Origin of the sequence: Nocardiopsis flavescens, from assembly GCF_900141985.1 — a bacterium.
In the GTDB taxonomy this organism is placed as follows: domain Bacteria; phylum Actinomycetota; class Actinomycetes; order Streptosporangiales; family Streptosporangiaceae; genus Nocardiopsis; species Nocardiopsis flavescens.
This window is the reverse complement of sequence record NZ_FQZK01000020.1, coordinates 1-23,154: the sequence shown is the minus strand read 5'-3', so window position 1 is coordinate 23,154 and position 23,154 is coordinate 1. Positions and strand designations below refer to the sequence as shown.

20 protein-coding genes, 3 tRNA genes and 1 pseudogene are annotated in these 23,154 nt (G+C 74.3%); 6 read left to right on the top strand and 18 right to left on the bottom strand.

The genetic code is table 11. The features are described from left to right. Positions 1-486: 486 nt before the first annotated feature. The 17 genes from BUE45_RS24540 to BUE45_RS24460 form a co-directional block, all read right to left on the bottom strand. Complete coding sequence (locus tag BUE45_RS24540; protein WP_073382259.1) at positions 487-1,254, bottom strand: hypothetical protein; 768 nt, start codon at positions 1,252-1,254, stop codon at positions 487-489. A gap of 137 nt (positions 1,255-1,391) precedes the next feature. After that, positions 1,392-2,486, bottom strand: coding sequence for a UDP-N-acetylmuramate dehydrogenase (locus BUE45_RS24535; RefSeq protein ID WP_073382257.1), 1,095 nt, complete (start codon positions 2,484-2,486; stop codon positions 1,392-1,394). Between the two features lie 25 nt (positions 2,487-2,511). Next, complete coding sequence (locus BUE45_RS24530; protein ID WP_073382254.1) at positions 2,512-2,937, bottom strand: MaoC family dehydratase; 426 nt, start codon at positions 2,935-2,937, stop codon at positions 2,512-2,514. Between the two features lie 32 nt (positions 2,938-2,969). Beyond that, positions 2,970-3,413 (bottom strand): MaoC family dehydratase N-terminal domain-containing protein, encoded by a 444-nt coding sequence (locus BUE45_RS24525; protein WP_073382250.1) that lies wholly within the window; start codon positions 3,411-3,413, stop codon positions 2,970-2,972. 130 nt (positions 3,414-3,543) lie between these two features. Continuing rightward, positions 3,544-3,693, bottom strand: a complete 150-nt coding sequence (gene rpmG / locus BUE45_RS32705; protein WP_014910184.1) for a 50S ribosomal protein L33 — start codon at positions 3,691-3,693, stop codon at positions 3,544-3,546. Between the two features lie 134 nt (positions 3,694-3,827). Continuing rightward, positions 3,828-3,903: transfer RNA gene (locus BUE45_RS24515), tRNA-Met, on the bottom strand. A 99-nt stretch (positions 3,904-4,002) separates the two neighbouring features. Continuing rightward, positions 4,003-4,078, bottom strand: a tRNA-Thr gene (locus BUE45_RS24510). A 253-nt stretch (positions 4,079-4,331) separates the two neighbouring features. Next, on the bottom strand, positions 4,332-6,425 hold the full coding sequence (locus BUE45_RS24505) for an ATP-binding protein (protein ID WP_073382247.1): 2,094 nt from the start codon (positions 6,423-6,425) through the stop codon (positions 4,332-4,334). A 130-nt stretch (positions 6,426-6,555) separates the two neighbouring features. Next, a complete protein-coding gene (locus tag BUE45_RS24500; protein WP_073382245.1) occupies positions 6,556-11,103 on the bottom strand; it encodes a TIGR02680 family protein in 4,548 nt (1,515 codons plus the stop codon). Beyond that, positions 11,072-12,421 (bottom strand): TIGR02678 family protein, encoded by a 1,350-nt coding sequence (locus tag BUE45_RS24495; RefSeq protein WP_073382435.1) that lies wholly within the window; start codon positions 12,419-12,421, stop codon positions 11,072-11,074. The genes BUE45_RS24500 and BUE45_RS24495 overlap by 32 nt, the downstream gene beginning before the upstream one ends. Continuing rightward, positions 12,412-13,509 (bottom strand): DUF2397 family protein, encoded by a 1,098-nt coding sequence (locus tag BUE45_RS31435; RefSeq protein ID WP_084737784.1) that lies wholly within the window; start codon positions 13,507-13,509, stop codon positions 12,412-12,414. The genes BUE45_RS24495 and BUE45_RS31435 overlap by 10 nt, the downstream gene beginning before the upstream one ends. Positions 13,510-13,655: 146 nt before the next feature. Beyond that, complete coding sequence (locus BUE45_RS24485) at positions 13,656-14,162, bottom strand: hypothetical protein (protein WP_073382243.1); 507 nt, start codon at positions 14,160-14,162, stop codon at positions 13,656-13,658. A 109-nt stretch (positions 14,163-14,271) separates the two neighbouring features. After that, complete coding sequence (locus BUE45_RS24480) at positions 14,272-14,574, bottom strand: hypothetical protein (protein ID WP_073382239.1); 303 nt, start codon at positions 14,572-14,574, stop codon at positions 14,272-14,274. An 11-nt stretch (positions 14,575-14,585) separates the two neighbouring features. Continuing rightward, positions 14,586-14,840, bottom strand: a complete 255-nt coding sequence (locus BUE45_RS24475) for a hypothetical protein (RefSeq protein ID WP_073382237.1) — start codon at positions 14,838-14,840, stop codon at positions 14,586-14,588. Between the two features lie 11 nt (positions 14,841-14,851). After that, entirely contained in the window at positions 14,852-15,103 is a 252-nt protein-coding gene (locus tag BUE45_RS24470; protein ID WP_073382234.1) for a hypothetical protein, read from the bottom strand. 51 nt (positions 15,104-15,154) lie between these two features. After that, on the bottom strand, positions 15,155-15,400 hold the full coding sequence (locus BUE45_RS24465) for a hypothetical protein (protein WP_073382231.1): 246 nt from the start codon (positions 15,398-15,400) through the stop codon (positions 15,155-15,157). Between the two features lie 466 nt (positions 15,401-15,866). Continuing rightward, positions 15,867-15,948, bottom strand: a tRNA-Tyr gene (locus tag BUE45_RS24460). A gap of 237 nt (positions 15,949-16,185) precedes the next feature. Here BUE45_RS24460 and BUE45_RS24455 point away from each other — a divergent pair. Continuing rightward, a complete protein-coding gene (locus BUE45_RS24455; RefSeq protein ID WP_073382229.1) occupies positions 16,186-16,683 on the top strand; it encodes a YajQ family cyclic di-GMP-binding protein in 498 nt (165 codons plus the stop codon). Positions 16,684-16,833: 150 nt separating this feature from the next. On the opposite strand, the gene BUE45_RS24450 is transcribed toward BUE45_RS24455, so the two are convergent. Further along, complete coding sequence (locus BUE45_RS24450; RefSeq protein ID WP_073382226.1) at positions 16,834-17,691, bottom strand: M48 family metalloprotease; 858 nt, start codon at positions 17,689-17,691, stop codon at positions 16,834-16,836. 462 nt (positions 17,692-18,153) lie between these two features. Here BUE45_RS24450 and BUE45_RS24445 point away from each other — a divergent pair, with 462 nt between their 5' ends. The 5 genes and pseudogenes from BUE45_RS24445 to BUE45_RS32015 form a co-directional block, all read left to right on the top strand. Then, positions 18,154-20,004, top strand: coding sequence for a 2-oxoacid:acceptor oxidoreductase subunit alpha (locus tag BUE45_RS24445; protein WP_073382223.1), 1,851 nt, complete (start codon positions 18,154-18,156; stop codon positions 20,002-20,004). 70 nt (positions 20,005-20,074) lie between these two features. After that, a complete protein-coding gene (locus BUE45_RS24440; protein ID WP_245833456.1) occupies positions 20,075-21,061 on the top strand; it encodes a 2-oxoacid:ferredoxin oxidoreductase subunit beta in 987 nt (328 codons plus the stop codon). Positions 21,062-21,401: 340 nt separating this feature from the next. Then, positions 21,402-22,064 (top strand): NAD(P)H-binding protein, encoded by a 663-nt coding sequence (locus BUE45_RS24435; protein ID WP_073382218.1) that lies wholly within the window; start codon positions 21,402-21,404, stop codon positions 22,062-22,064. A gap of 181 nt (positions 22,065-22,245) precedes the next feature. Further along, the gene (locus BUE45_RS24430; RefSeq protein ID WP_073382215.1) at positions 22,246-22,767 is read left to right on the top strand and encodes a hypothetical protein; all 522 of its coding nucleotides are present in this window, start codon (positions 22,246-22,248) and stop codon (positions 22,765-22,767) included. Between the two features lie 173 nt (positions 22,768-22,940). Beyond that, positions 22,941-23,154: pseudogene (locus BUE45_RS32015) on the top strand (IS30 family transposase); the annotation flags it as partial.

Here is a 23,154-nt window from a genome sequence, read left to right as displayed (position 1 = left end):
GGATACGCCCCTTCGACCCGGTCGTGGTGATGGCCGGGTCGAAGGTCTCGTCCGCCCTGGTGTCCGCCCCTCCCGTGGGAGTTGGGCACGGCCGGGCCCGCGTGACCGGGACCACAGGGGGTCCAGTGTGTCGACCACGCGATCGGGGACTACTCCCCCTCGACGTGTTCGACTTTAGGACAGAATGGCGGGGACTTGCAATTCATGGATCAGGCGAATTCGCCGCGGAGGCCGGTCGAATAACGGTGTTCGGCGCGCCTCACTTTTCCATTCGACAAGGGTCCGCTTTTTCTTCGGCGCCGCCCCGCCCGTCGGGTTCCGCGCCGCCGGGCCTTGCGCCGCGCACACGGCGGCGCCCGTGCCGCCGCGGGGCGGGCACGGGCGCCGGGGGGCGGCAGGACACGGGCCGGAACCCGGCGCACCGTCCCCCGGCGGTGCGCCCGGCGCGGCGGCCGGTGCGTCGCGCCCGCCGCGACCGCGCAGGGCTCAGGAGGGGGTGATGCCCTCGACGATCCGCAGGACCTCCCCGGGGTCGCCCTCGGCCGTCAGGTCGTCGGTGGCGTACAGCTCGTCCCAGTAGGCGTCGTCCACGTACATGACCCGGACGACCACGCCGGGCTCCGGGGAGAAGAGCGCGGTCGAGCCGTTGTAGTGGCCGTCGCCGTCGGGGAGTTCGCGGGCGGGCGCGTCGGAGAACTCCTCGTCGAGGTCGACGCCCATGACCTCGTAGTAGGCGTCCATGTCGGTGAGGTCGTCGCGCCGCATCACCGACACGTACAGGTCGGAGACGGCCACGGCCTCGCGCTCGGACATCACCCGGCCGTCGTCGTCCACGAGGTGGTCCACCTGGACGGTGTCGGCGAGCCACGAGCGCTCGACCTCGTGCAGGTCGGGGACGACCTGGTCCTGCGCCCGGGCCAGGGCCGTGGAGTCCTGGTCGTAGGGGGTGCCCGCGACATCGTCGGGCAGGTGGCCCACGGTGTAGCCGCCGAGGTCGTCCCCGGCGGGCGCGTACCCCTGCGCCTCCAGGAAGGGCGCGGCCTCCTCCAGGGACATCTCCTCGCTGGGCGCGCTGCCGTCGGCGTTCAGGGGCGGGAGCCCCTCCTCCCCGGCCCCCGCGGTGGAGGCGTTCAGGGGCGGGACCCCGTCCTGCTCGGACGCCCCGGTGGGGCCGGGGCCGGCCCCGCAGGCCGTGAGGGCGAGGGCGAGGAGGCCGAGGGCGCCGAGGGAGACCGCGTGCTGTCTGTTCGTCATGCCCCCATCCTCCGGGGGTCCGGCCGCCGGCGCCTGAGTACGGCGCCCGGTCCGCACCGGGGTCTTCACCGCTTGTGCGGGACCGCCCGGCTCTGCTAGGGCCCGGAGCGGTCCGTGGCCGCGGACCGGTCCGGAGCCTAGAGGGAGACGCCGACCATGACGGGTTCGTTGACCAGGCGCACCCCGAACGCCGCCTCCACCCCGGCCCGGACCTCGCGGGCCAGGTCGAGCAGGTCCGCGGTGGTGGCCCCGCCCGGGTTGGTCAGGGCCAGGGTGTGCTTGCCGGACAGCCGGGCCGGGCCGGAGCCGTAGCCCTTGCCGAACCCGGCGCGGTCGATGAGCCAGGCCGCGGACAGCTTGACGCTGCCGTCGGCGCCCGGGTGGCCGGGTACCGGGGTGTCCGGGCCCAGCAGGGCGGCGGCGCGCTCGCGCACCGCCGCGAACTCCGCGGGGGACACGACCGGGTTGGTGAAGAAGGACCCGGCGCTGCGGGTGTCGGGGTCGTCGGGGTCCAGGACCATGCCCTTGCCGCGGCGCAGGCCCAGGACGGCCTCGCGGGCGAGGTCCATGGGGACCCGCTCCCCCGCCTCGGCCCCCAGGGCGCGGGCGACCTCGGCGTAGGCGACGGGACGGCTGAGCTTGCCTCGGTGCAGGGCGAAAACGACCTCGCACACCACGTACCGGTCGTCGCCCTTGAAAACGCTGTCGCGGTAGGTGAACCCGCACTCGGCGGCCGACAGCACCCGGAGCCCGCCCCCGCGCCGGTCGTACACCAACACCTCGCGGACGGTCTGGGAGACGTCCTGGCCGTAGGCTCCGACGTTCTGGATGGGGGTGGAGCCGACCCGGCCGGGGATGCCGGAGAGGAACTCCAGGCCGTTGAGGCCCTCGGCGACGACCCGCTCCACCAGCGGGTCCCACTCCGCGCCGGCCTGCGCGCGCAGCAGCACGACGGGTTCGCCGGAGGCGGGGTCGGTCTCCCCGGTCTCCTCCAGGGAGACGCCGCGGGAGGCGACGTGGACCACGGTGCCGGGGAACCCCGTGTCGGCGACCACCAGATTGCTGCCGCCGCCCAGGACCAGGACCGGCTCGCCGGCGGCGTCGGCCGCGGCGACCGCCGCGACGAGGCCGTCGGTGGTGTCGGCCGCCAGGTAGGACCGGGCGGGGCCGCCCAGGCCGAGGGTGGTGTGGTCGGCGAGGCGTACGGCGGCCGGCTCGGTGTGTGCGGACACGGGGTGTTCCTCCTGCTGCTGCGGCTCAGGCCAGGCGGACGACGGCGGTGGAGCGGGCCAGGACCTTGGCGCCGCCGGAGCGGGCGGTGAGGGCCACGGTGACCGTGCCGTCGTCGTGCTTCTTCTTGACGGTGCCGCCGACGACGATCTCGGCGCCCTCGTCGTCGTCGGGGACCACCACGGGCGCGGAGAAGCGCACCGAGTAGTCGACGACGGCGCCGGGGTCGCCGGTCCAGTCGGTCACGAGGCGGGCCGCCTGCGCCATGGTGAACATGCCGTGCGCGATCACGTCGGGCAGGCCGACGGACTTGGCGAAGCGCTCGTTCCAGTGGATGGGGTTGAAGTCGCCCGAGGCCCCCGCGTAGCGGACCAGGTCCAGGCGGCGGACGGTGAAGGTCCGTTCGGGGATCTCGGTGCCGACCTCGACGTCGGTGTGGCGCAGCTTGCTCACGGTCGCGTTCCTCGGTTCGTGGGGGCGGTGGACTACTCGCCGCGGACGACGAGCATCATGCCCGCCGTGACGACGTGCTCGCCGGAGGCGTCGGTGGCGACGGTCTCCAGGGTGAGCAGCTCGTTGCCGCCCAGCGCCTTGACGTCGGTGATGCGGGTGACGGTGTCGAGGACGTCGCCCGCGACCACCGGGCGGCTGTAGTGGAACCCCTCGTCGCCGTGGACGACCCGGGAGAAGTCGACGCCCAGGCCGGGGTCGGCGATCGCCTGGGCGGAGCCCGCCATGCCGAGGATGACGGGGAAGGTGGGCGGGGCCACCACGTCGGCGTACCCGGCGGCCTTGGCCGCGGCCGGGTCGGTGTGCACCGGGGACGGGTCTCCCACGGCCTCCGCGAACTCGCGGATCTTGACGCGGGTGACCTCGTAGGCCTCGGGGGCCCGGTACTCCCGGCCCACGTAGTCGGGGTTGATCGCCACGCTCTGCCTCTCCTGAAAAGTGCCCTGGGACGCGAACGGCCCGGTGAGCGTTTCGCTCACCGGGCTCGAAGTCTATGAGAAGCCGTGCTCCTCACGCGCGGTTGGATCGACCGCAACGGCTCACGCGGACCTAGCGGGTCTCGCGGTGCTCGTTGTGCTTGCGGCAGTTCGGGCAGAACTTCTTGATCGTGAGCCGGTCGGGGGTGTTCCGACGGTTCTTGCGCGTGATGTAGTTACGGTGATTGCACTCCTGGCAGGCCAGGGTGATCTTCGGCCTCACGTCTGTGGCAGCCACGTCGGAGTGCCTTTCTCGTGGAAGTCGGACTTGGTCGTGCAGTGCACCGAGGGTGAACACTGCGAAGCCCCCGCATCGACCCCTGGTGCACAGTGTGCGGTGTCCAGGGGCCAGCGAGGTGGTAGCGGAGGCCGGACTTGAACCGACGACACAGCGATTATGAGCCGCTTGCTCTACCGACTGAGCTACTCCGCCCCGATCGGAGGGACGGGGCCCATGCTATCGGACCCGTCCCGGTCGGCCGGCGGAGATCCACCGGCCACCCACCTGAGTGGACCGGACCTCATCAAGTGGTGGAGCCCCTTTACGGAATCGAACCGTAGACCTTCTCCTTACCATGGAGACGCTCTGCCGACTGAGCTAAAGGGGCGCGCTGCACGGTTCCCGCTCCGTCGGTCCCGGCCTCTCGGCCCGGCCCTTCGGGGCGTTCCCCCTTGCGCTGGTCATGACTATACATGGGTTGGGGGGTGCTCTGCCAAATCGGATGCGGGCGCCCCCGGGGCAGGCCCGGCACCCCCCTGCGCACGGGCCCGCAGCCCTTGCGGCACAGGGGTTGCGGGGGTCCGGGACGGGCACGCGCCCACCCCCGGGGAAAGGACCCGGACGCGGGGCCCGGCGCCCGCTCAGTAGCGGTCGGAGCCGTCCGAGACCCAGACGTTGGACATGGCGTCCCGGTTGATGGTGCGGATGGCGGCGGGCAGCCCCAGCCGGCGCAGCGCGTCGGGCAGCCGGGTGTCGTGCGTGAACACCACCAGCTGGCGGTGGCGGCCCACCTCCGCCAGGACCGCGGACAGGCCCTCCACGGTCTCGGTGTCCATCGCCTGGACCGGGTCGTCCAGCACCAGGAACCCGAACGGGTTGCCGTCGACGAGGGTGCGCGGCAGGCAGATGGAGAGCGCCAGGGCCTGGAACTCCCCCTGGCTGAGCAGCCCCGGGGCGCTCGTCTGGTCGCCGACCCCGTCGACGGTCACGTCGACCTCGACGCGGCGGCGCGCCCCGCGCCCGATGAGGCGCATGCCCCGCAGGTCGATGTGGCGCTCCTGGCGGAGCCGGAACCAGACCTGCTCGGCCTGACCCGCCACCGGCCCCAGGCGCTCGTCGCGGAGCAGGCGGGCCTGCTCCGCGAGCCAGGTGAGCGCGGCCTCGGCCTCGGCCAGGGTGTCGCGGGCGCCCAGCGCGTCCCCCGCGGCGTCGATCCAGGAGGCCAGCCGCTCGGCCTCCTCCGCCCAGCCCCCGGTGGGGTCCTCCAGGCGCTCGGCGGCGTCCCGGCGGGCGCTGAGCGCGGCGGCGCGCAGGCTCTTGCCCACGGTCTCGACGTGGTCGGCCAGCTCGCCCAGGTCGGTGATGGTCGCCCCCGACTCCCAGAGCGCCCACACCAGCCCCAGCTCGCTGTCGGGCGGCAGCCAGGAGGGCGTCGGGGCCAGGAGGAACCTGGCCTGGTCCCGGGCGGCCTCGGCCCGCTCGTGCGCGGCGGCGGCCGGGGCCGCCTGCTGGCGCAGGACGCGCAGGCGGGCCTGGGCCCGGCGCACCCAGTCGGCGCCCAGGGTCCCGGGGGTGTCGCAGGTGGGGCAGGTGGTCTCGGCCGGGTGCCGCTGGTGGAGCTCGATCGCCTCCTCCAGCAGGCGGACCACCCCGTAGGCGTGGTCGCCCTTGTTCCCGGCCGCCATGGCCAGCTCCATGGAGGCGCCGCGCAGCTCGTTGACGACGTCGGCCATCACCACGCGCTCGGGCACCGACAGGCGGCGCAGGCGGCGCATCACCACGTGCAGGGCGGCGTCGCTGGGGCCGTCGTCCTCGGCCAGGCGGCGCAGCGCCTCCAGGTCCAGGCCGGGTCCGGTGAGCAGCTCCGCGGCGCGCGCCGCGCGCGGGTCGTCGCAGGCGCGCAGCGCGTCCAGCAGGCGGGGCAGCTCCCGGGAGGGGCGGTCCCGGCGCTTGGCCAGGGAGTCGCAGAAGCGCGCCAGGCGCCGCTCGGCCTCGGCCAGCCCGGTGAGGCCCAGCAGGGCCGTGAGGGTGTCGTACAGCTCCGCGGACCGCCCGGTGACGGTGCGGCCCAGTTCGTCGTAGGACAGGAAGGGGCGGTACCGGATCAGGTCCTCGCCCCAGTCGAGGGTGCGCAGCGGGGCGGTCGTGCCGTCCGGGCGGACGATCTCGCCGCGCGCGGAGCGGACGCTCTCCCCGGTCCAGCGGCGGCTGATCCGGGTGGGCGCGTCGTCGCCCGCGATGAGGATGTCGACGGTCGCCTCGGTGCTCTCGTCGTAGTGCAGGTTGCGCCAGCCGTCGCGCCAGCCGGTGGGCATGGCGTCCCAGCGGGGGTTGCGCCCGGTGAGGGCGGCCTCGGCGGACTCGGCGAAGCTGGACTTGCCCGAACCGTTGCGGCCGACGATGACGGTCAGGCCCGGCCCCGGGGGGAAGGTCAGCTCGGCGGGGCGGCCGATGCCGCGGAAGCCCTGGACCCGGATGCGGGTGAGGTAGGCGCGGCGGACCCGGGCGGGCGCCTGCGGGGCCGGGGCCGGCGGCGGGGCGTCGGGGACCGCCCGCCCCTGGGCGCGGGCCTCCAGCGCCTCGTCCCCCCAGAGCGCGGCGGTGACCCAGGAGTGGACCCCGCGGGGCAGCCCCGCGCGCGCCAGTGCGTCCAGGAGGACCGCGGCGGTGGGATCGTCGCCGGTCGCGGCGGCGGCGCGGTCGCCGGTCTCGATCCCCTCGGGCACCCGGGTCATTGTCGTACCCCATCTGTCGTCGTTCCTGCATCAGCAGACTAGGACAGCCCGCATGAGAACCGCCCGTAAAGGTCGGGACCCGTGCCCGGAGGGGTGGCGGGACGGGCGGACCCGGGGCGGCCGAGGCGTACTACACGCCGACCAGGCGGCGTCTGCTCCCGTCCCAGGTGAAGTGGAGGGTGGCGATGCCGGGCACGTTGGGATCGCGCAGGCATTCGTAGATGTTGAGGCTGGGCACGCTCGCGAAGCAGCCCCAGACGCGTTCGGAGGTCAGGACGAAGTCCAGGTCGAGTTCCACGAGGAGGCCGAGCAGGCGGCCGTGCGTGGGTTCGTCGACCTTGGCGAAGGCGTCGTCCAGGAGGATCAGGCGCGGCGCCCAGGGCGCCCGGGCGGCCAGGGCGTCGAAGTGCGCGGCGGCGGCGGCGAACAGCACCAGGTAGGCGACGACGCGCTGCTCGCCCTGGCTGAGGGCGGTGCGGTGGCCCAGGCGGCGCTCGTCCCCGGTGGCGTCGGTCACGTAGACCGTGAACGTGAACCAGGAGCGGTAGTCGAGCGCGGACCGCAGCTGGGCGCCGCCGGTGGCGGTGGGGTCCAGGCGGCGGATGGCCTCGATGCAGCGGCGCAGGGCGTCGCGCAGGCGGGTGGTCTGGACGCGGGTGCGCTCCTGGGCCGGGGTGGCCAGCAGCGGGACGACGGCCTCGATGTCGGCGCCGGCGTCCGGCGCCAGCCTCCAGTCCAGGCGCACGCCCAGGCCGGCGGAGGTGGTGACGTCCTTGAGGACGTCGTTCATGGTCTCGATGAGGGCGCGGGCCTCGTCGATCTGGCGGGCCAGGTGCGCGGCCAGCTCGCCCAGCAGGTGGCGTTCGAACGCCTCCTCCTCGGCGAGGGCGACGGCCTCGGAGGCGCCGGTGGCCGAGGCGGCGATGCGCTCGGCGTAGGCGGTGACGTCGTGGGAGCCGTCCTCGTCGTGGACGGTGAGGCGCTTGAGGCCGCGCGGCTCGGTGAGCTCGGTGCGGGTCTGCGCCCAGCCGACCGAGGTGAGCAGCCGGTGCAGCTCCTCGCGGCTGCCCAGGATGGCGCTGTCGTCGACCTCGGGGACCTCGCCCTGTGCGGCCAGGCCCTCCTCCAGCTCGGCGACGCACGCGCCCAGGAGTCCCAGGCGGGTGTCCGGGGCCGTGGCGGCGGGGTCGGCGGCGCTGCCCGGGCGGGCGAGCATGAGGGCGGCCGGGGCGGAGCCCTCGGCGGCGCAGGCGGCCAGCCCCGCGGCGCCCAGCAGGACGGCGTCGGGGCGGTCGGGGTCGTCGCCCTCGCCGGGCACGGACAGGGCAGCGGTGAGGCGGTCCCCCGCGGCCAGGGCGCGGCGGACCTGCTCGGCGCGCTCGGCGGTGGCGGTGTCCAGGCGGGCCTCGGCCCCGACGCGCTCGTCGCGGGCGCGCTGGGCGGACCTCTCCAGTTCGGGCAGGCGCCGGGCGGCGGCCTCGGCGCGCTCGCGGACCTGGGCGCGGGCGGCGGCGAGCTGGTCGTCGGGCACGCCCTTGGCCCGGTCGCCCAGTTCGATCTGGCGGCGCACCGTGATCATGTCGTCGATGGCGGCGGCGCGCACGTCCTCGGCCAGGAGGCGGTCGGCGCGGGCCGAGCGCCAGGACGCGACGTGGCGCTCGTGGTCGGCCAGGGACCAGGCCAGGACCTCCAGCTCGCGCAGTTCGGAGGCGATGAGGACGCGCAGGTGGTCCAGGGCGCGCAGGGAGCTGTCGAGGTCGGCGCGGACCGTGGACAGGCCGTGCCCGTCGGCCGCCGCGCCCAGCCGGGCGCGGACGTCGAGGAGTTCGGTGCGGGCGGCGTCGGCGGCGCCGCGGGTGGTCTCGTGGGCGCGGCGGGCCGCGGCGGTGTCGGCGCGGGAGATGTCCAGGGCGGCCCAGGCCCGGATCAGCGGGGCCGGGTCGGGGAGGTCGCGGGCGACCTCCAGGAGTTCGGCGTAGGAGTTCTCCAGGCCCCAGCGGCGCTCGCCGGCCTCGGCGAGCAGCGCCTCGGCGATGGCGATGCGGCGGTCGGTGTTGGCGGACTGGCGGTCGCGGGCGCGCTTGCGGGCGGCCTCGCCGATGTACTCGGGCTCGCTCTTGAAGTGGGCGCCGGAGGCGACGCCCAGGCGCCAGGAGCCGGAGACGGACATGGCGCTGACGGTGGCGACGGAGTCGTCGCGGCGGTGCTTGGCCTCGCCGCCCTCCGCCGTGCCCGGGACGGCGCCGGAGTCGGCGAGCAGGGCGATGGAGGAGAGCAGCGCGCGCAGCGAGTCGTGGCCCACGCCCCGGTCCGGGACGGCCACCGGGACGAGGACGTCCAGGAGGGTGCGGCCCTTGGCCGGGCGCGCCGTGGTGATCATCAGGTCGCGGGTGGCGGGGTCGTAGAGGCCGCCGTCGGCGCGGATCCACCCGGCGAGCAGGCCGCTGGCCTCCAGGGCGGCCTCCAGGCCGGCCTGGTCGCGGGCGGAGAGGCCGTCGGCGAAGTCGACGGCGAGGTAGAGCGGGACGCCGTCGGCCTCCGGGCGCGGGTAGGTGGCCCAGGCCGGGCGGTCGGGGGCGTGGTCGGTGCCGCGGGCGCGGCGGTCGGCGAGCTCGGCGAGTTCGTCGGAGAGGCGGCCCTCCTCGCCGACGGCGAGGTCGCGGCGGGCCCGCAGCTCCTCCAGCAGGGGGTCGACGGCGGCGTGGGCCAGCCGGGAGACGGTGGCCGGGACGGAGGCGTCCAGGACGCGCAGGGAGTCGGTGATGGGCAGTTCGACGCTGCCCTCCAGCTCGTGGACGGCCTCGCCCAGGGCGTGGGCGTGGCTGGAGTCGTGCAGCCGGGCGGCCCAGGCGCGGACGCCGTCGGCGTAGTCGGCGCTGCGCGCGCGCAGGTCGGAGATGGCGTCCTGTTCGCGGGTGTGGGCGTTCTCCAGGACGGCGTCGGCGCTCTCGGCCTCGCTGGTGAGGGCGACCAGGCGGCGGTCGGCGGCGGCCTCGGTGGTGGTGAGGCCGGTCAGCCGGGCGGCCTGGTCGGCGCGCTCGGTGGCCCGGTCGGCGGCGTCGCTGAGGTGGTCGTGCAGGCGTCCCAGGTGGTCGCGCAGGGCGTCGAGGTCGATGCCGTCGACCGGTTCGCGCTCGACCGCCTGCTCCAGGCCCTGGAGGTCGACCCGGGTGGTGCTCTCGCGGGGGGTGAGGACGGTGGCGCCGGGGTCGGGGACGGCGCCCAGGAGTTCGGGTTCCAGGCCGGAGGCGACGGCGGCGCGGGCCGCCTCGGCGTGCGTCTGGCGCAGGGAGTCCAGGGCGCGGCCGATGGCGTCGGTGTCCTCGCCGAGCAGGCCGACGGCGGCGCGCTCGACGCGCTCGGCGTGCTCGGCGGCGACCCAGGTGGCCTCGGCGGCGCGGATGTAGGCGCCGACGGCGGCGTCCAGGGCGCGGCGCTCGCCCGCGGTGGCGGCTCCGGCGGCCCCCCGGACCCCTTCGAGGGTGCCGCCGTCGGCGGCGGCGGTGTCGCGGGTGCGGCGGACCTGGTCGCGCTCCTCCGCGACGCGGCTCTCCGCGGTGACCAGCTCGTCGAGTTCGGCGCGCAGCCGGTCGGCCTCGGCGGTGCGGTGGGCGCAGGCGTCCAGCTGCTCGCGGACCTCGGCCACCCGGGTGCGCAGGGCGCCGACGAGGTAGGCGCGGTAGTCGTCCAGGAAGGCGGCGACGCCGTCGCCGGCGGCGGAGAGGGCGTCCTTGTCGGTGCGGGCCTGTTCCAGGTCGGAGATGTTGCGGGCGACCTCGTCCAGGACGGACTCGTCCATGGGGGGCAGGGCCTCGGAGAGGACGCCGACGAGTTCGCCGGCCTCCAGGCGGTCGCCGATGGTGGGGCGGCGCAGACGGTAGAGGAGGTGGATGAGGTTGCGGTAGCGCACGGAGTCGTCGATGCCGAACAGGTCGCGCATCACGCGGGCCCGGTAGGGCACGGCCGAGGTGTAGCAGTTCTCGGCGCCGATCTCCGAGCGCAGGCGGTCCACCGGCTTGGGGCGGCCGTCGACGACGAGGTCGAGGTCGCGGCCGACGCGGCGCTCGGTGACGAAGAACACGCAGCGCGGGTCGGCGTCCCCGACGGCCATGACGGCGGCGCCCAGGGTGAGGTGGCGGGGTTCGGGGTCCCCGTCCGCCGGGGGGCCGGAGGCGTCGGCGGAGGCGGCCAGCAGGGCGGAGGCGGAGGAGGCCCCGCGGGCGGCGCCGTCCAGGCCGCGGTCGCCGCGGGCGGTGGTGAACTCCACCCACAGGTAGCCCAGGCGGATCGGCGGGGCGCCGTCGGCGGCCTCCGCCGGGTCCTGGGGGGCCTCGTCCGCCGCGGGCTCCTGCGGGCCGCCGAGCAGGTCGGGGCCGGTGTCCTCGGGGCCGGGCGCGCGGGCGCCGCGCGGGTCGTCGGACATCAGCCAGCGCAGGCTGGTGCGGTTGGTGCCGGTGGTGTCCAGGCGGCGGGTGTCGCCGTCCAGGAGGAACGGCAGGAGCATCTCCAGCGCCTTGGACTTGCCGGCGCCGTTGCGGCCGCGCAGGAGGAGGCGGCCCTCGGCGAAGTCGAGGACGTGGTCGTCGTACTGCCAGACGTTGCGGATGCCCGCGCGTTCGAGCCGGTAGCGGGGGGTGGCGGCGGGGTCAGCCGTCGCCGTCGTCTCCTGGGTCACCACTGGTCGCGCTCACCTTCTCGTTCGCCACCGCTTGCAGCACGGACGCCACCCGATCGAGGTCGTTCCGGGGGTCGGGGGTGTCCTCTCCCCCATCGGAACCGCTCGGCGGGGAGGGTTGTGTCCGGGTGTCATGGTCATTGTCCTGGATCAGGGGGACGCGATCGTCCGTTTCCGCCCCATAGCGGGCGGCTGCCGCGGTGAGTCTTCGGGCGCCGGGTCCGCCCCGGAGCAGGCCCAGGCCGAGCAGCAGGTCCAGGACCAGGGCGCGCAGCCGTTCGGGGTCGGGGACCTCCGGGCCCGCGGTGCGCGACCACTCCGCGCGCTCGGGGGCGTCGGTGCCGCAGAACACCTCCAGGGCGGCGTCCAGCTCCCCGTCCGGGACCGGGACGGAGGTGGCCGGGCGGCCGGGGTGCAGGCGTCCGGCGAGGTGGCGGACCAGGGCCAGCGCCACCTGGCCGACGGGGCCGTCGGAGGGGAAGCCGTCGGCCTCGTCGGGCATGACCAGGGCGACGCCCTCGGCGCGGACCTCCACGTCGCAGCCCAGCAGGTTGGACAGGGCCGCGGCGGCCCGCCACTGGTGGGCGGCGAGCCGGTCGCGCTGGCGGTCGGAGAGGTCCTCGCGGTGGACGACGGCGGTCTCGGCCAGCAGGCGGCGCAGGGCGAGCTCGCCCGGGTTGTCGCCGTCGGGGTCGGCCACCGCGGCCGCGGCGAGGAAGGAGTCGGGGTCGTCGGCGGCCCGGGGCGGGTGCGCGGCGACCGAGCGGACGACGCGGGTGTGCGGGTGGATCCGCGCGTCGGCCAGGGCGTCGGCGCGGTGGTCGGCGATGCGCCCGCCGTCCTCGGTGAGGGCGCCCAGTCCGGCCAGGAACTCCAGGGCCGCGCAGTAGGCGCGGCGCTCGCCCAGGCCGCGGCCGGGGTCGGCGTCGATGCCGGCCTCGTAGGCGGCCTCGCGGACCCGCAGCGCCAGGTCGCGGATGCCCAGGGGGCCGGTGTCCTCGACCAGCACCGCCAGGACCAGGGCGAGGTAGGTGTGGGTGCGCGGGGTGAAGGGCGCGCCGGTGGGCCGTGTCAGCGGCGCGGGCGCCCCGGGGCCGCGCTTGACGAGCCGGGCGTGGTCGTCGGCGACGCTCAGGCGGTAGCCCAGGACGCGGTGGAAGCGCTGGGTGAGCCATTCGGCGTGCGAGCGGACGAGAGAGAACTCCGCGGGGTGGGTGCGCTCGGCGAGCAGGGGGTGGGCCATGAGGGCGCGCGCCGCGGCCTGCCGTTCGCCGATGAGCGCGGTGTCCTCGCTGTGGATGTCCGTCTCCCTCACCCCCATGTCCGGGTCCACGGCCGTTCCCGGCCGAGGTCGATCGGTCCCGTGTTCCGGTCGTCCGCGCCGTCGCCGCCGTCACCGTCGGCCTCGGCCGGCGGGTCCGGGGCGGTCCCCGCGGGCGGCGTCCCGGTGCCGGCGTCCCCCGGCCCGGGGGGCGCCGGGGCGGCCGGTGCGGCGGGCGCCGGGGCCCCGGGGCGGGCCGACCGGCCGCCGGCCGCGAGGAAGGCGGCGGCGGAGAAGGCGCCGGAGTGGTGCGGGGAGCCGGCCGCGGGCGCGGGCGGCACGGCCGGGACGCCCTGCGGGGGCGTCGGGGCGTCGTCGTCGGACGGGGGCGCGCCGTCGCCGGCCGGGGCCGGCGCGGACGGGGCCGGCGCGGGCCCGCGGGGCGCGGACAGCAGCGAGGCCGGCGGCGCCGCGCGGGGCGCCAGGGGGTCGAGGACCTCCGGGGGGATCTCGTGCTGCTCGTAGGGGGTGACGCACAGGCGCAGGCCTTCGAGGGTCAGCTCGCCGCCCTCGCCCTGGATCACCACCTCCGCCCCCGGCGCGGAGACCACGTGCAGCCGCAGGGCGAACTCCAGGTCGCCCGCCGAGGTGGGACCGCGGCCCGCGTTGCCCGAGCCCAGCGCGGCGGTGAGGAGCTCCATGAGCACCTCCATGCCCGCGCCGGACAGGTCCAGGTGGGCGCGCGTCCCCGTGGGCCGGGCCAGCAGGGCGCGGACCTGGGCCGCGCCGGTGCGCCGCCAGTGGGCGGAGGACTCGGCGGCGTCGCGCAGCCGGGCCTGCTGCGCCCGGTGGTCGCGGACCGGTTCGGGCGGCCGGGTCCCGGGGCGCTCGGTGACGGTGCTGCGGTCGGGTTCGGCCTGCCACCACCCCGTGGTGGCCGCGACGCTCTCGTCGACCCGCCCCTTCAGGTGGCGGGCCGGGTACAGGGCATAGGCGGCGGCGGCCAGGGCGTCGGCGCGCTCCGGCTCCGCCGCCTCGAACCACGCGGCCAGGCGCAGCAGCGCGGCGCGGCCGTGGCGCGGCGCCGGCCTCTCGCCGTCGCCGCGCGCGTCGTCCGCGCGGTCATCCGTCCACTGGTTGAGTCCCACACTCCAGCAGGGTAGAGACCTCAGGGACGGCGCACGTCGGGTTCTCCCCCTTAGGCACCCCGCGACACGATCTCTGAACTGGGATTATGGCTGTTTGAGGAACTTTGGCATCATTCTCGCGGGGACTCCGGCCCGAGTGGTCCCGGTCACTCTCCGGACGGGCGGGCGAGCTTCCCGCCGTCGGCGTCCTCCAGGGCCCGGCGCACGCCGTCGGTCATGTCGTCGTCGTACCCGGTGATCGTGTAGGCGGTGAAGTAGCGGACGCCGTCGACCTCGACCGGGTCGGCCAGCTCGACCTCCACCTCGTAGGGGTCGTTCTGGCACTCCTGCTCCATGCACCAGGTGCCCAGGAGTCCGCCCTCGCCCCGCGCCCGGTCCGGCGACCACTCGTCCCACTCCATGCCGGAGAAGGTCGTGAACTCGGTGGCCACGTACTCGACGGGCCGACGGTCGTCGAACCCGTTCTCGTCCCCGTACCGGTTGAGGACGTACACCTGCGCGGCGTCCGCGCCGTCCGGCGACGGGGCCGCCGACTCCCCCGGCGCGGCGCTCGGCGCGGCGCCCTCCCCGGACTCCCGCGCCCCGCCGTCCCCGCACCCGGCGACCGCCACAGCGGCCGCCGCGGCGGCGAGCCACGGTCCGATGCCCCGCATTGCCCCTCCTCCGGTTGCGACGAGGCCCCCCGGCTCGCGCCGGGGGGCCTCTGGTCACGCTCTTTCACGTCAACGGGGCTCGGGCCCCGCCGTCACCACGGGGTGGTGACTAGTAGCCGTTGCCACCATCGTGGTCACGGTCTTCTTCACGGTCGGCGTCGCCGTCCTGGCTGATGTTGGTGCTCGCCGGACCGTTGACGCAGTCGCCCGTGGTCTGCGGCGACAGGATCGGCACGTTGGCCCCGACCAGACCCACCGCCAGCTCGGTGTTGCAGAGCTGGATCGGAACGAGCTGCAGGTTCTGGTTGAACTGCTGGTCGCCGCCGTGGGAGGCGGAGGCCGGGGACGCGGCGAGGACCGCACCGAGCGCGAGGCCGGCGATCGCGCCCGCGATCGAGAGCTTGCGCAGCATGGCGGTGCCTCCTAGTCGATGTTGGTGCTGATCGGGCCGTTGACGCAGTCGCCGGTGGTGTCGGGCGACAGGATCGGCACGTTCACACCGGCGAGCAGGCCGACGGCCAGGTCGGTGTTGCACAGCTGGACCGGAACCGCCTGCAGGTTCTGGTTGTACTGCTGGTCCCCGCCGTGGGAACCGGAGGCCGAGGCCGGGGCGGCGAACAGCGCGGCGCCCAGGGCGATCCCGGCGACGGCGGTGGCGGTGGCGAACTTACGCAGCATTTCGGGATCTCCTAGTCGATGTTGGTGCTGATCGGGCCGTTGACGCAGTCGCCGGTGGTCTGCGGCGACAGGATCGGCACGTTGACGCCGACCAGGCCGACGGCGGCGCTGGTGTTGCACAGCTGCACCGGAATGGCCTGCAGGTTCTGGTTGTACTGCTGGTCGCCACCGTGGGAACCCGAGGCCGAGGCCGGGGAGGCGGCGATAACGGCGCTGAGGGCAGCGCCCGCGATGAGACCGGCAACGCCGAGCTTACGCAGCATTGAATTACCTTTCGAAAAGATGTGAGCTAAGGTCGGAGCTAATTGCCGGAACTAGCTGATGTTGGTGCCGATGGGGCCGTTCACGCAGTCGCCCGTGGTCTGCGGCGACAGGATGGGCACGGTGACGGCGACCAGGCCGACGCTGCCGGTCAGGTTGCAGGACTGAACCGGCACCAGCTGGAGGTTCTGGTTGAACTGCTGGTCACCACCGTGCGAGGCGTGCGCGGGGGCTCCGAAGAGGAGCGCGCCCATCGCGGCACCGGCGACCAGGCCAGCAGCGGCCATCTTCTTGATCATGTTCTTCCCCCGGAAATCGTCGAGGTGTGGACAGAAAAAGACGCAGGCGCTTCTTGCACCTGTGTCGCGGTGGACTAAGGCAATCATCATCGGGCCCCGGTTTTTTGTCAACGCCGAAACCCCCGGAATTGGATTGTCCAGTTTGCCCGGAGCATTCTTTTTGTCGGCCCGATGAATCCTTTTTTTCCTTGCTTTTCCGACACACCGGAGCGGGCGCGTTACGCCTTCGTGTCCGGCACGCTATGGACTCGCGACCGACCGAATCCCGTTCACTCTGTGAAATCGGTCCGTTACTCCCGGTTCGTCTCCGCACCGGGGGCCGCGGTGTGACCCGGCTCTCAACGGCGCGCGGAGGCGCGGAGGGCGGGGCGGGGAGGGCGCGCGGAGGGCGGGGAGGGAAGAGGCGGGGACCCGTGAACGCGACGAGGCCCCGACACCTGACGGTGTCGGGGCCTCGTTCCCAGGGTGGCAGGTGAAGGATTCGAACCTTCGAAGGCTAAGCCGACGGATTTACAGTCCGCTCCCATTGGCCGCTCGGGCAACCTGCCTGGGCTGCGACGTCGCGGTTCCGCGCGTCGCATGAACGAGAATAGCGGATGTTCGCCCCGAACCTGAAATCGGTTTCGCCGACGCGTCGGGGTCGGCCCTTCGACCACCGGGAACCACGCCCCCACTAAGCTCTGGGACCGTGCCCGCGCCGCCTCAGGCCGGGCTCCGATCCGACCGCGCGGGCGTCCCCTGGGCGCCCGCGGACCATAGAAGACCCAGCAACGGGGTGTGAGAACGTGGCCGCCGAATCCAGCTTCGACGTCGTGTCCAAACTCGACCGCCAGGAGGTCGACAACGCCCTGAACCAGGCGGGCAAGGAGCTCTCCCAGCGGTTCGACTTCAAGGGCACCGGGACCACCATCTCCTGGCAGGGCGAGGACGGCATCGAGATCCGCAGCACCTCCGAGGAGCGCGCCACCGCCGCCCTGGAGGTGTTCAAGGAGAAGCTGATCAAGCGCAAGCTGTCCCTGAAGATCCTCGACCCCGCCGACGAGCCCAAGATCTCCGGCAAGGAGTACCGCCTCCCGATCGCCCTCAAGGAGGGGATCACCTCCGAGGACGCCAAGAAGATCTCCAAGCTGATCCGCGACGAGGGCCCCAAGGGCGTCAAGGCGCAGATCCAGGGCGACGAGCTGCGCGTCAGCTCCAAGAAGAAGGACGACCTCCAGAACGTCCAGAACCTCATCAAGGAGAAGGACTTCGACCTGGCGCTCCAGTTCGTGAACTACCGGTAGCGGACACCGCTCCCGACCGAACGCACCGAACGGCCGCTCTCCGGAGCGGCCGTCGTGCTCTGCCGGGGCGGCGTGCGCGCGGACGGGCGGTCCCCGCCGCGCGGGGCTGACGCCCCGCGGGGGGCCGGTCCCGGCCTCCCGCGGCGGGCGTCAGCCGAGTTCCCAGCCCCTGCGGAGTTCGCGCAGCCGCCGCACCCGCTCCCCGGTGGGCGGGTGGGCGGCGAACAGCCGCCAGGCCCCCGTCGGGAACGGGTTGGTGGTCATCAGGTGCGCCGCCGGCAGCAGCGTCCGCTGCCGGGGCAGCGGGTGCTCGCGCATGCCGGCCTCCAGCTTGAGCAGGGCCGCGGCCAGCGCCTCCGGGTCCCCCGTGGTGCGCGCCGCCTGCTCGTCGGCCCGGAACTCGCTGTGCCGGCCCGCCCCGGCGCGCACCACCAGGAAGGCGACCGGGGCCAGCAGCACCACCAGCAGCCCGCCCAGCAGCTCGGGCACGTCCGTCTCCTCCGAGTCGCCCAGCGGCACCAGGAGCGCGATCGCGCTCAGCGCCGTGATGAGCCCCGTGAGGGTGACGGTCACCGACCCGGCCAGCGTGTCCGCCGCCTTGATGTGGGCCAGCTCGTGGGCGATGACGGCGCGCAGCTCCCGCTCGTCGAGCGTCTCCAGCAGCCCCGTCGTGCAGCACAGCGCCGCCCGGCGGCCGGTGCCGGTCGCGAACGCGTTGGGCGAGCGGATCGGCGACAGGTACAGGCGCGGCATGGGCTGGCGGGCGGCCGTGGCCTGCTCGCGGACCGTCCGGTACAGGTCGGGCCGCTCGATCTCCCCCACCGGCCGCGCCCGCATGGCGCGCAGCGCCAGCGAGTCCCCGAACAGGTGCACCAGGATCGCGGCGGCCACCACGAGCGTGACGGCGAACTGGAACCCCTTGCCGGCCGCGCACAGCCAGCCGGCGAGGAGGATGACCACCGCGACGCCGGTGAACAGACCGACCGCGCGAGCCGCACCGACGTGCACGCCGTCACCTCCCCGCTCTCTCGTCCCTGTATGTGTACATGGTGATGAACGTGTGGATCGGGGTCCCGCGTTCCCGGCCCGGCCCCCCGGCACCCGTCTTCCTCCCTCGGACGGGGGCGGGCGCCGGACCTCGGACGCGGCGCCCGCCCCGGTCGGCCTCCGGGCGCGGGTGTGACAATCGCCACCCGCCTTCGGTGCGCGCGGCCCGGACGACCTATAGTGCGAACGTGGCCCTGATCACTCCGCGCGCGAGGCCGCGGACACCGCTCCGTGTCCCCGCGCACCGATGCCTCACCGTGTCCACAAGGGTTGGCGCACCCGATGGGCCCGGGGGCCGCACTCTCCGTCCGCGCTCTCACAGGACCGGGGGGCCGCCCCGCAGCGGTGCGCCCCGGCCGGAGGGCTGACACTCACGAGCGCCGCCGCCCCAACGACCGGCGGCCGAGGAGGTCGTCGATCTCAGTGTCCAAACAGATCGAACAGCTCGACCGCGTCGTCATCCGCTTCGCCGGGGACTCCGGCGACGGGATGCAGCTGACCGGTGACCGCTTCACCCAGGAGACCGCGTCGTTCGGCAACGACCTGTCGACCCTGCCGAACTTCCCCGCGGAGATCCGCGCGCCCGCCGGGACCCTTCCCGGTGTCTCCAGCTTCCAGCTGCACTTCGCGGACCACGACATCATGACGCCGGGCGACGCCCCGGACGTGCTGGTGGCGATGAACCCCGCCGCCCTGAAGGCGAACCTGGGCGACCTGCCGCGCGGCGCCACGGTGATCGCCAACACGGACGAGTTCACCAAGCGCGCCCTGGCCAAGGTGGGGTTCGCCACCGACCCGCTCACCGACGGGACCCTGGAGGGGTTCAAGGTGAGCGCGGTGCCGCTGACCTCCATGACGGTGGGGGCCCTGGCGCACCTGGACATCTCCAAGAAGGACGCCGAGCGCGCCAAGAACATGTTCGCGCTGGGCCTGCTGTCGTGGATGTACAACCGGCCGACGGAGGGCACCACGGCCTTCCTCAAGTCCAAGTTCGCCGCCAAGCCGGACATCCTGGAGGCCAACCTCGCGGCGTTCCAGGCGGGCTGGAACTTCGGCGAGACCACCGAGGACTTCGCGGTCTCCTACGAGGTCAAGCCGGCCCGGCTGCCCGCGGGCACCTACCGCAACATCACCGGGAACCTGGCCACCGCCTACGGGCTCATCGCCGGCTCGCAGCGGTCGGGGCTGCCGCTGTTCCTGGGCTCGTACCCGATCACCCCGGCCTCGGACATCCTGCACGAGCTGTCCCGGCACAAGGAGTTCGGGGTGCGCACGTTCCAGGCCGAGGACGAGATCGCCGGCGTGGGCGCGGCCCTGGGGGCGGCGTTCGGCGGCTCCCTGGGGGTGACCACGACCTCCGGCCCGGGCATGGTCCTCAAGCAGGAGACGGTGGGGCTGGCGGTGATGACCGAGCTGCCGCTGGTCATCGTGGACGTGCAGCGGGCCGGTCCGAGCACCGGCATGCCCACCAAGACGGAGCAGACCGACCTGCTGATGGCGCTGTTCGGGCGCAACGGCGAGTCCCCGGTGCCGGTGGTGGCGCCGTCCTCCCCCGCCGACTGCTTCGCGGTGGCGCTGGAGGCGGTGCGGATCGCCGTCACCCACCGGACCCCGGTGATCATGCTCTCCGACGGGTACCTGGCCAACGGCTCGGAGCCGTGGCGGCTGCCGGAGGTGGCCGACCTCCCGGTCATCGACCCCGGGTTCGCGACGGAGCCCAACGGCCCCGACGGCGCCTTCCTGCCGTACCTGCGCGACGAGGAGACGCTGGCCCGGCCGTGGGCGGTGCCGGGCACCGCGGGGCTGGAGCACCGGATCGGCGGCATCGAGAAGCACGCCGCGACCGGCGACATCTCCTACACCCCCGCCAACCACGACCTGATGGTGCGCACCCGCCAGGCCAAGGTGGACGCCGTCGCCCGGGACATCCCGCCGCTGGAGGCGGACGACCCGGACGGCGGGGCCGGGGTGCTGGTGCTGGGCTGGGGCGGCACGTACGGGTCGATCACGGCGGCGGTGCGCCGCGTGCGCCGGACCGGGCGCCGGGTGGCGCAGGCGCACCTGCGCCACCTCAACCCGTTCCCGGCGAACCTGGGCGAGGTGCTGGCCCGCTACGACCGGGTGGTGGTCCCGGAGATCAACCTGGGCCAGCTGGCGCTGCTGCTGCGCGGCCGGTACCTGGTCGACGTCATCGGTTACAACAAGGTCCGCGGCCTGCCGTTCACCGCGGAGGAGCTGGCGGGGGCACTTCAGGAGGTGATCGACCGTGACTGAGCACACGCACGGGGGCGGCGAGGGGTTCGCGGGGCTGCGGCTGGTGCCCAAAACCGACACCGCCTACAAGATGAAGGACTTCAAGTCCGACCAGGAGGTGCGCTGGTGCCCCGGGTGCGGCGACTACGCGGTCCTGGCCGCGTTCCAGTCGTTCCTGCCCCAGCTGGGGGTGCCGCGCGAGAACATCGTGATCGTGTCGGGGATCGGCTGCTCCTCCCGGTTCCCGTACTACCTGAGCACCTACGGGGTGCACTCGATCCACGGCCGCGCCCCGGCGGTCGCGACCGGGCTGGCCACGAGCCGGCCGGACCTGTCGGTGTGGGTGGTCACCGGTGACGGCGACGGGCTGTCGATCGGCGGCAACCACCTGATCCACGCGCTGCGCCGCAACGTCAACATCAACGTGCTGCTGTTCAACAACCGGATCTACGGGCTGACCAAGGGGCAGTACTCGCCGACGTCGGAGGCCGGCAAGATCACCAAGTCGTCGCCGGCGGGGTCGCTGGACCACCCGTTCAACCCGGTGTCGCTGGCGCTGGGCGCGGAGGCGACGTTCGTGGCGCGGTCGGTCGACTCCGACCGCAAGCACCTGACGTCGGTGCTGCGGGCGGCGGCCGAGCACCCGGGCGCGTCGTTCGTGGAGGTGTACCAGAACTGCCCGATCTTCAACGACGACGCGTTCGAGCCGCTGAAGGACCCGTCGGCCCGGGACGCCCGGCTGCTGCGGCTGGAGCACGGCGAGCCGCTGCGCCTGGGCGGGGACCGGGGCGTGGTCGCCGGGGAGTACGGCGCGCTGGAGGTGGTGGACACGGCCTCGGCGGGTGAGGAGCGGCTGGTCCGCCACGACGCGCACCGGGAGGACCCGGGGTACGCGTTCGCGCTGTCGCGGCTGGACCGCCCGGCGTTCGAGCACGTGCCGATCGGGGTGTTCCGGGACGTGCGCCGCCCCGTGTACGACGAGCTGGTCAACGAGCAGGTCACCGACGCGCGCGCCGAGCGCGGCGACGGGGAGCTGTCGGCCCTGCTCGCGGGCGGGGACACCTGGACCGTGGAGTAGCGGGACCGCGCGAGGGCCCGTTCCCGCCGAGGCGGGGGCGGGCCGTCGCCGTCCCGCGCCCGGGGCGGCCCCGCGGGGAGGAACGCCGACGCACGCAAGCCGGTCCGGGACCCGGGCGGACCGGGGCCTGTGCGGCCGGGACTCCGGGGCGCGGACGGAGAAGGTCCCGCCGACGCGCCCCCGCACGCGGGTGGTCCCCAGGGTCGGGCGCGACCGCCCGGAGGGGCGCGCCGCGGGCGCGCCGACGGGGGCCGGGGCGCGGGTATTCCCGGGCCGGATGTGGGGCATCGCGGCCCGGCGCCGCCGCCCCGGCACGGGGGTCCGGGTTTAGGGTGCCGGTATGCGTATCGTCATCGCCGGAGGACACGGGAAGATCGCGCTGCGGCTGGCCGGGCTGCTGGCCGCGCGCGGGGACGAGCCCGTCTCCCTCATCCGCAACCCCGACCACTCGCAGGACGTCGTCGACGCGGGCGCCGAGCCCGTCGTCATCGACCTGGAGCAGGCCACCGTCACCGAGCTGGCGGAGAAGGTCATGAACGCCGACGCCGTGGTGTTCGCCGCGGGCGCCGGCCCGGGCAGCGGCGCCGCCCGCAAGCGGACCGTCGACCACAAGGCCGCGGTGCTGACCGCCGACGCCGCCTCGCTGGCCGGGGTGCGCCGCCTGGTCCAGGTCTCCGCGATCGGCGTGGACAACCCGCTCCCGCCCGACAGCGAGGAGGTGTGGGCCGCCTACGTGGAGGCCAAGCGCGCCGCCGACGCCGACCTGCGCGAGCGCTCTCTGGAGCTGGACTGGACCATCCTGCGCCCGGGGCGCCTCACCGACGAGCCGGGCACCGGCCGGGTGGCCCTGGAGGAGGACTCCGAACTCGACTCGGTGACCCGGGAGGACGTGGCCGCCGTGATCGTGGCGCTCCTGGACGAACCAGGGACCGTCGGGAGGGTTCTCACCCTTCTGAACGGTGAGACGCCCGTCGTCGAGGCCGTCCGCGCCGCCGCCGGGTGAGGGCCGGGCACCGCCGCTCCCAGCGGCGGCCCCGGCACTTCTGTGGCCAGATGGCCCCATAGAAGGCATCATGATGGTGACGGAACCCGGCGGAGTCCCGCCATGGTCGGACGCGGATGACCGGGTAGCAGCCCGCGACGGGTACTGACGGCTCCAACAGAGCAGATGGGCACGGTTATTCATGAGCGTCACACAGGTCGTGAGGGACAGCACGGTCGTCGAGCACGCCAAGGTCGCGGCGCAGCAGAAGCGCCGGATGTTCATCATCCAGCTGGAGATCAACGCCTACGACGAGCCCTCCAGCAAGCTGCGCCCGGGCCTGACCCGCATCCTGGAGGGGATCGAGGAGGCCGGCTGGCGGCTGGACCTCATCACCCCGGGTGAGGACGGCGAGAAGGACAAGCCGACCCGCATGTTCATCTTCCGGCCGGACGCGGACGCCGGGAAGGGCGGGGCGGAGAAGCAGGAGGCGCAGCAGCCGGAGCCGTCCGGCCAGCAGCAGGCCTACCCGCACCCGACCGGCGCCCACCAGCAGCAGGACCCGTACGCCGGTTACGGCCAGCAGCCGGGTTACGGACAGCAGCAGCAGTACCCGGGGTACGACCAGCAGCAGTACCCGGGCTACGGGCAGCAGCCGGGGTACGGCCAGCAGCCCGGCTACGGGCAGCAGTACCCGGGGTACGGCCAGCAGCAGGGCTGGTGATCCCGGCCCCTCGGTGAGGGGCGCACGAAGGGGCCCGCGCGGTGGAGCTTGGGTTCTAGTGGTTGTCGCAACACCCCACCTCAGGGAATGCGATGGACTTCCAGATCCCGGACAGCCCGATCATCCATGGCCGCAAGAGGCTGACCGCTGAGCGAGCGGCATACTCACAACTCATGCAGCAAGGCCTGAGCAACGACGAAGCCTGCCGGATCGTGGGCATCAACCCCAAGACCGGCAGACGCTGGCGCAACGGCCGCAGCGCCGAGCCCGGCCGTCGAAGGGCGGCACCACCCCTGACCGGGGCGGTGCCGCCCACCGGCCCCTCGCGTTACCTCGACGAGACCGAGCGCATCCGCATCGCCGACCTGAACCACGAGGGCAAGCCCC

Bases quoted from the DNA above. Each gene is read 5' to 3' on its own strand.
- BUE45_RS24485 (WP_073382243.1), bottom strand. From the start codon at position 14,162: ATGCGGGGCATCGGACCGTGGCTCGCCGCCGCGGCGGCCGCTGTGGCG.
- BUE45_RS24430 (WP_073382215.1), top strand. From the start codon at position 22,246: ATGAGCGTCACACAGGTCGTGAGGGACAGCACGGTCGTCGAGCACGCC.
- BUE45_RS24440 (WP_245833456.1), top strand. From the start codon at position 20,075: ATGAAGGACTTCAAGTCCGACCAGGAGGTGCGCTGGTGCCCCGGGTGC.
- BUE45_RS24470 (WP_073382234.1), bottom strand. From the start codon at position 15,103: ATGCTGCGTAAGCTCGGCGTTGCCGGTCTCATCGCGGGCGCTGCCCTC.
- BUE45_RS24495 (WP_073382435.1), bottom strand. From the start codon at position 12,421: ATGGGGGTGAGGGAGACGGACATCCACAGCGAGGACACCGCGCTCATC.
- BUE45_RS24475 (WP_073382237.1), bottom strand. From the start codon at position 14,840: ATGCTGCGTAAGTTCGCCACCGCCACCGCCGTCGCCGGGATCGCCCTG.
- BUE45_RS24465 (WP_073382231.1), bottom strand. From the start codon at position 15,400: ATGATCAAGAAGATGGCCGCTGCTGGCCTGGTCGCCGGTGCCGCGATG.
- BUE45_RS24435 (WP_073382218.1), top strand. From the start codon at position 21,402: ATGCGTATCGTCATCGCCGGAGGACACGGGAAGATCGCGCTGCGGCTG.
- BUE45_RS24540 (WP_073382259.1), bottom strand. From the start codon at position 1,254: ATGACGAACAGACAGCACGCGGTCTCCCTCGGCGCCCTCGGCCTCCTC.
- BUE45_RS24505 (WP_073382247.1), bottom strand. From the start codon at position 6,425: ATGACCCGGGTGCCCGAGGGGATCGAGACCGGCGACCGCGCCGCCGCC.
- BUE45_RS24480 (WP_073382239.1), bottom strand. From the start codon at position 14,574: ATGCTGCGCAAGCTCTCGATCGCGGGCGCGATCGCCGGCCTCGCGCTC.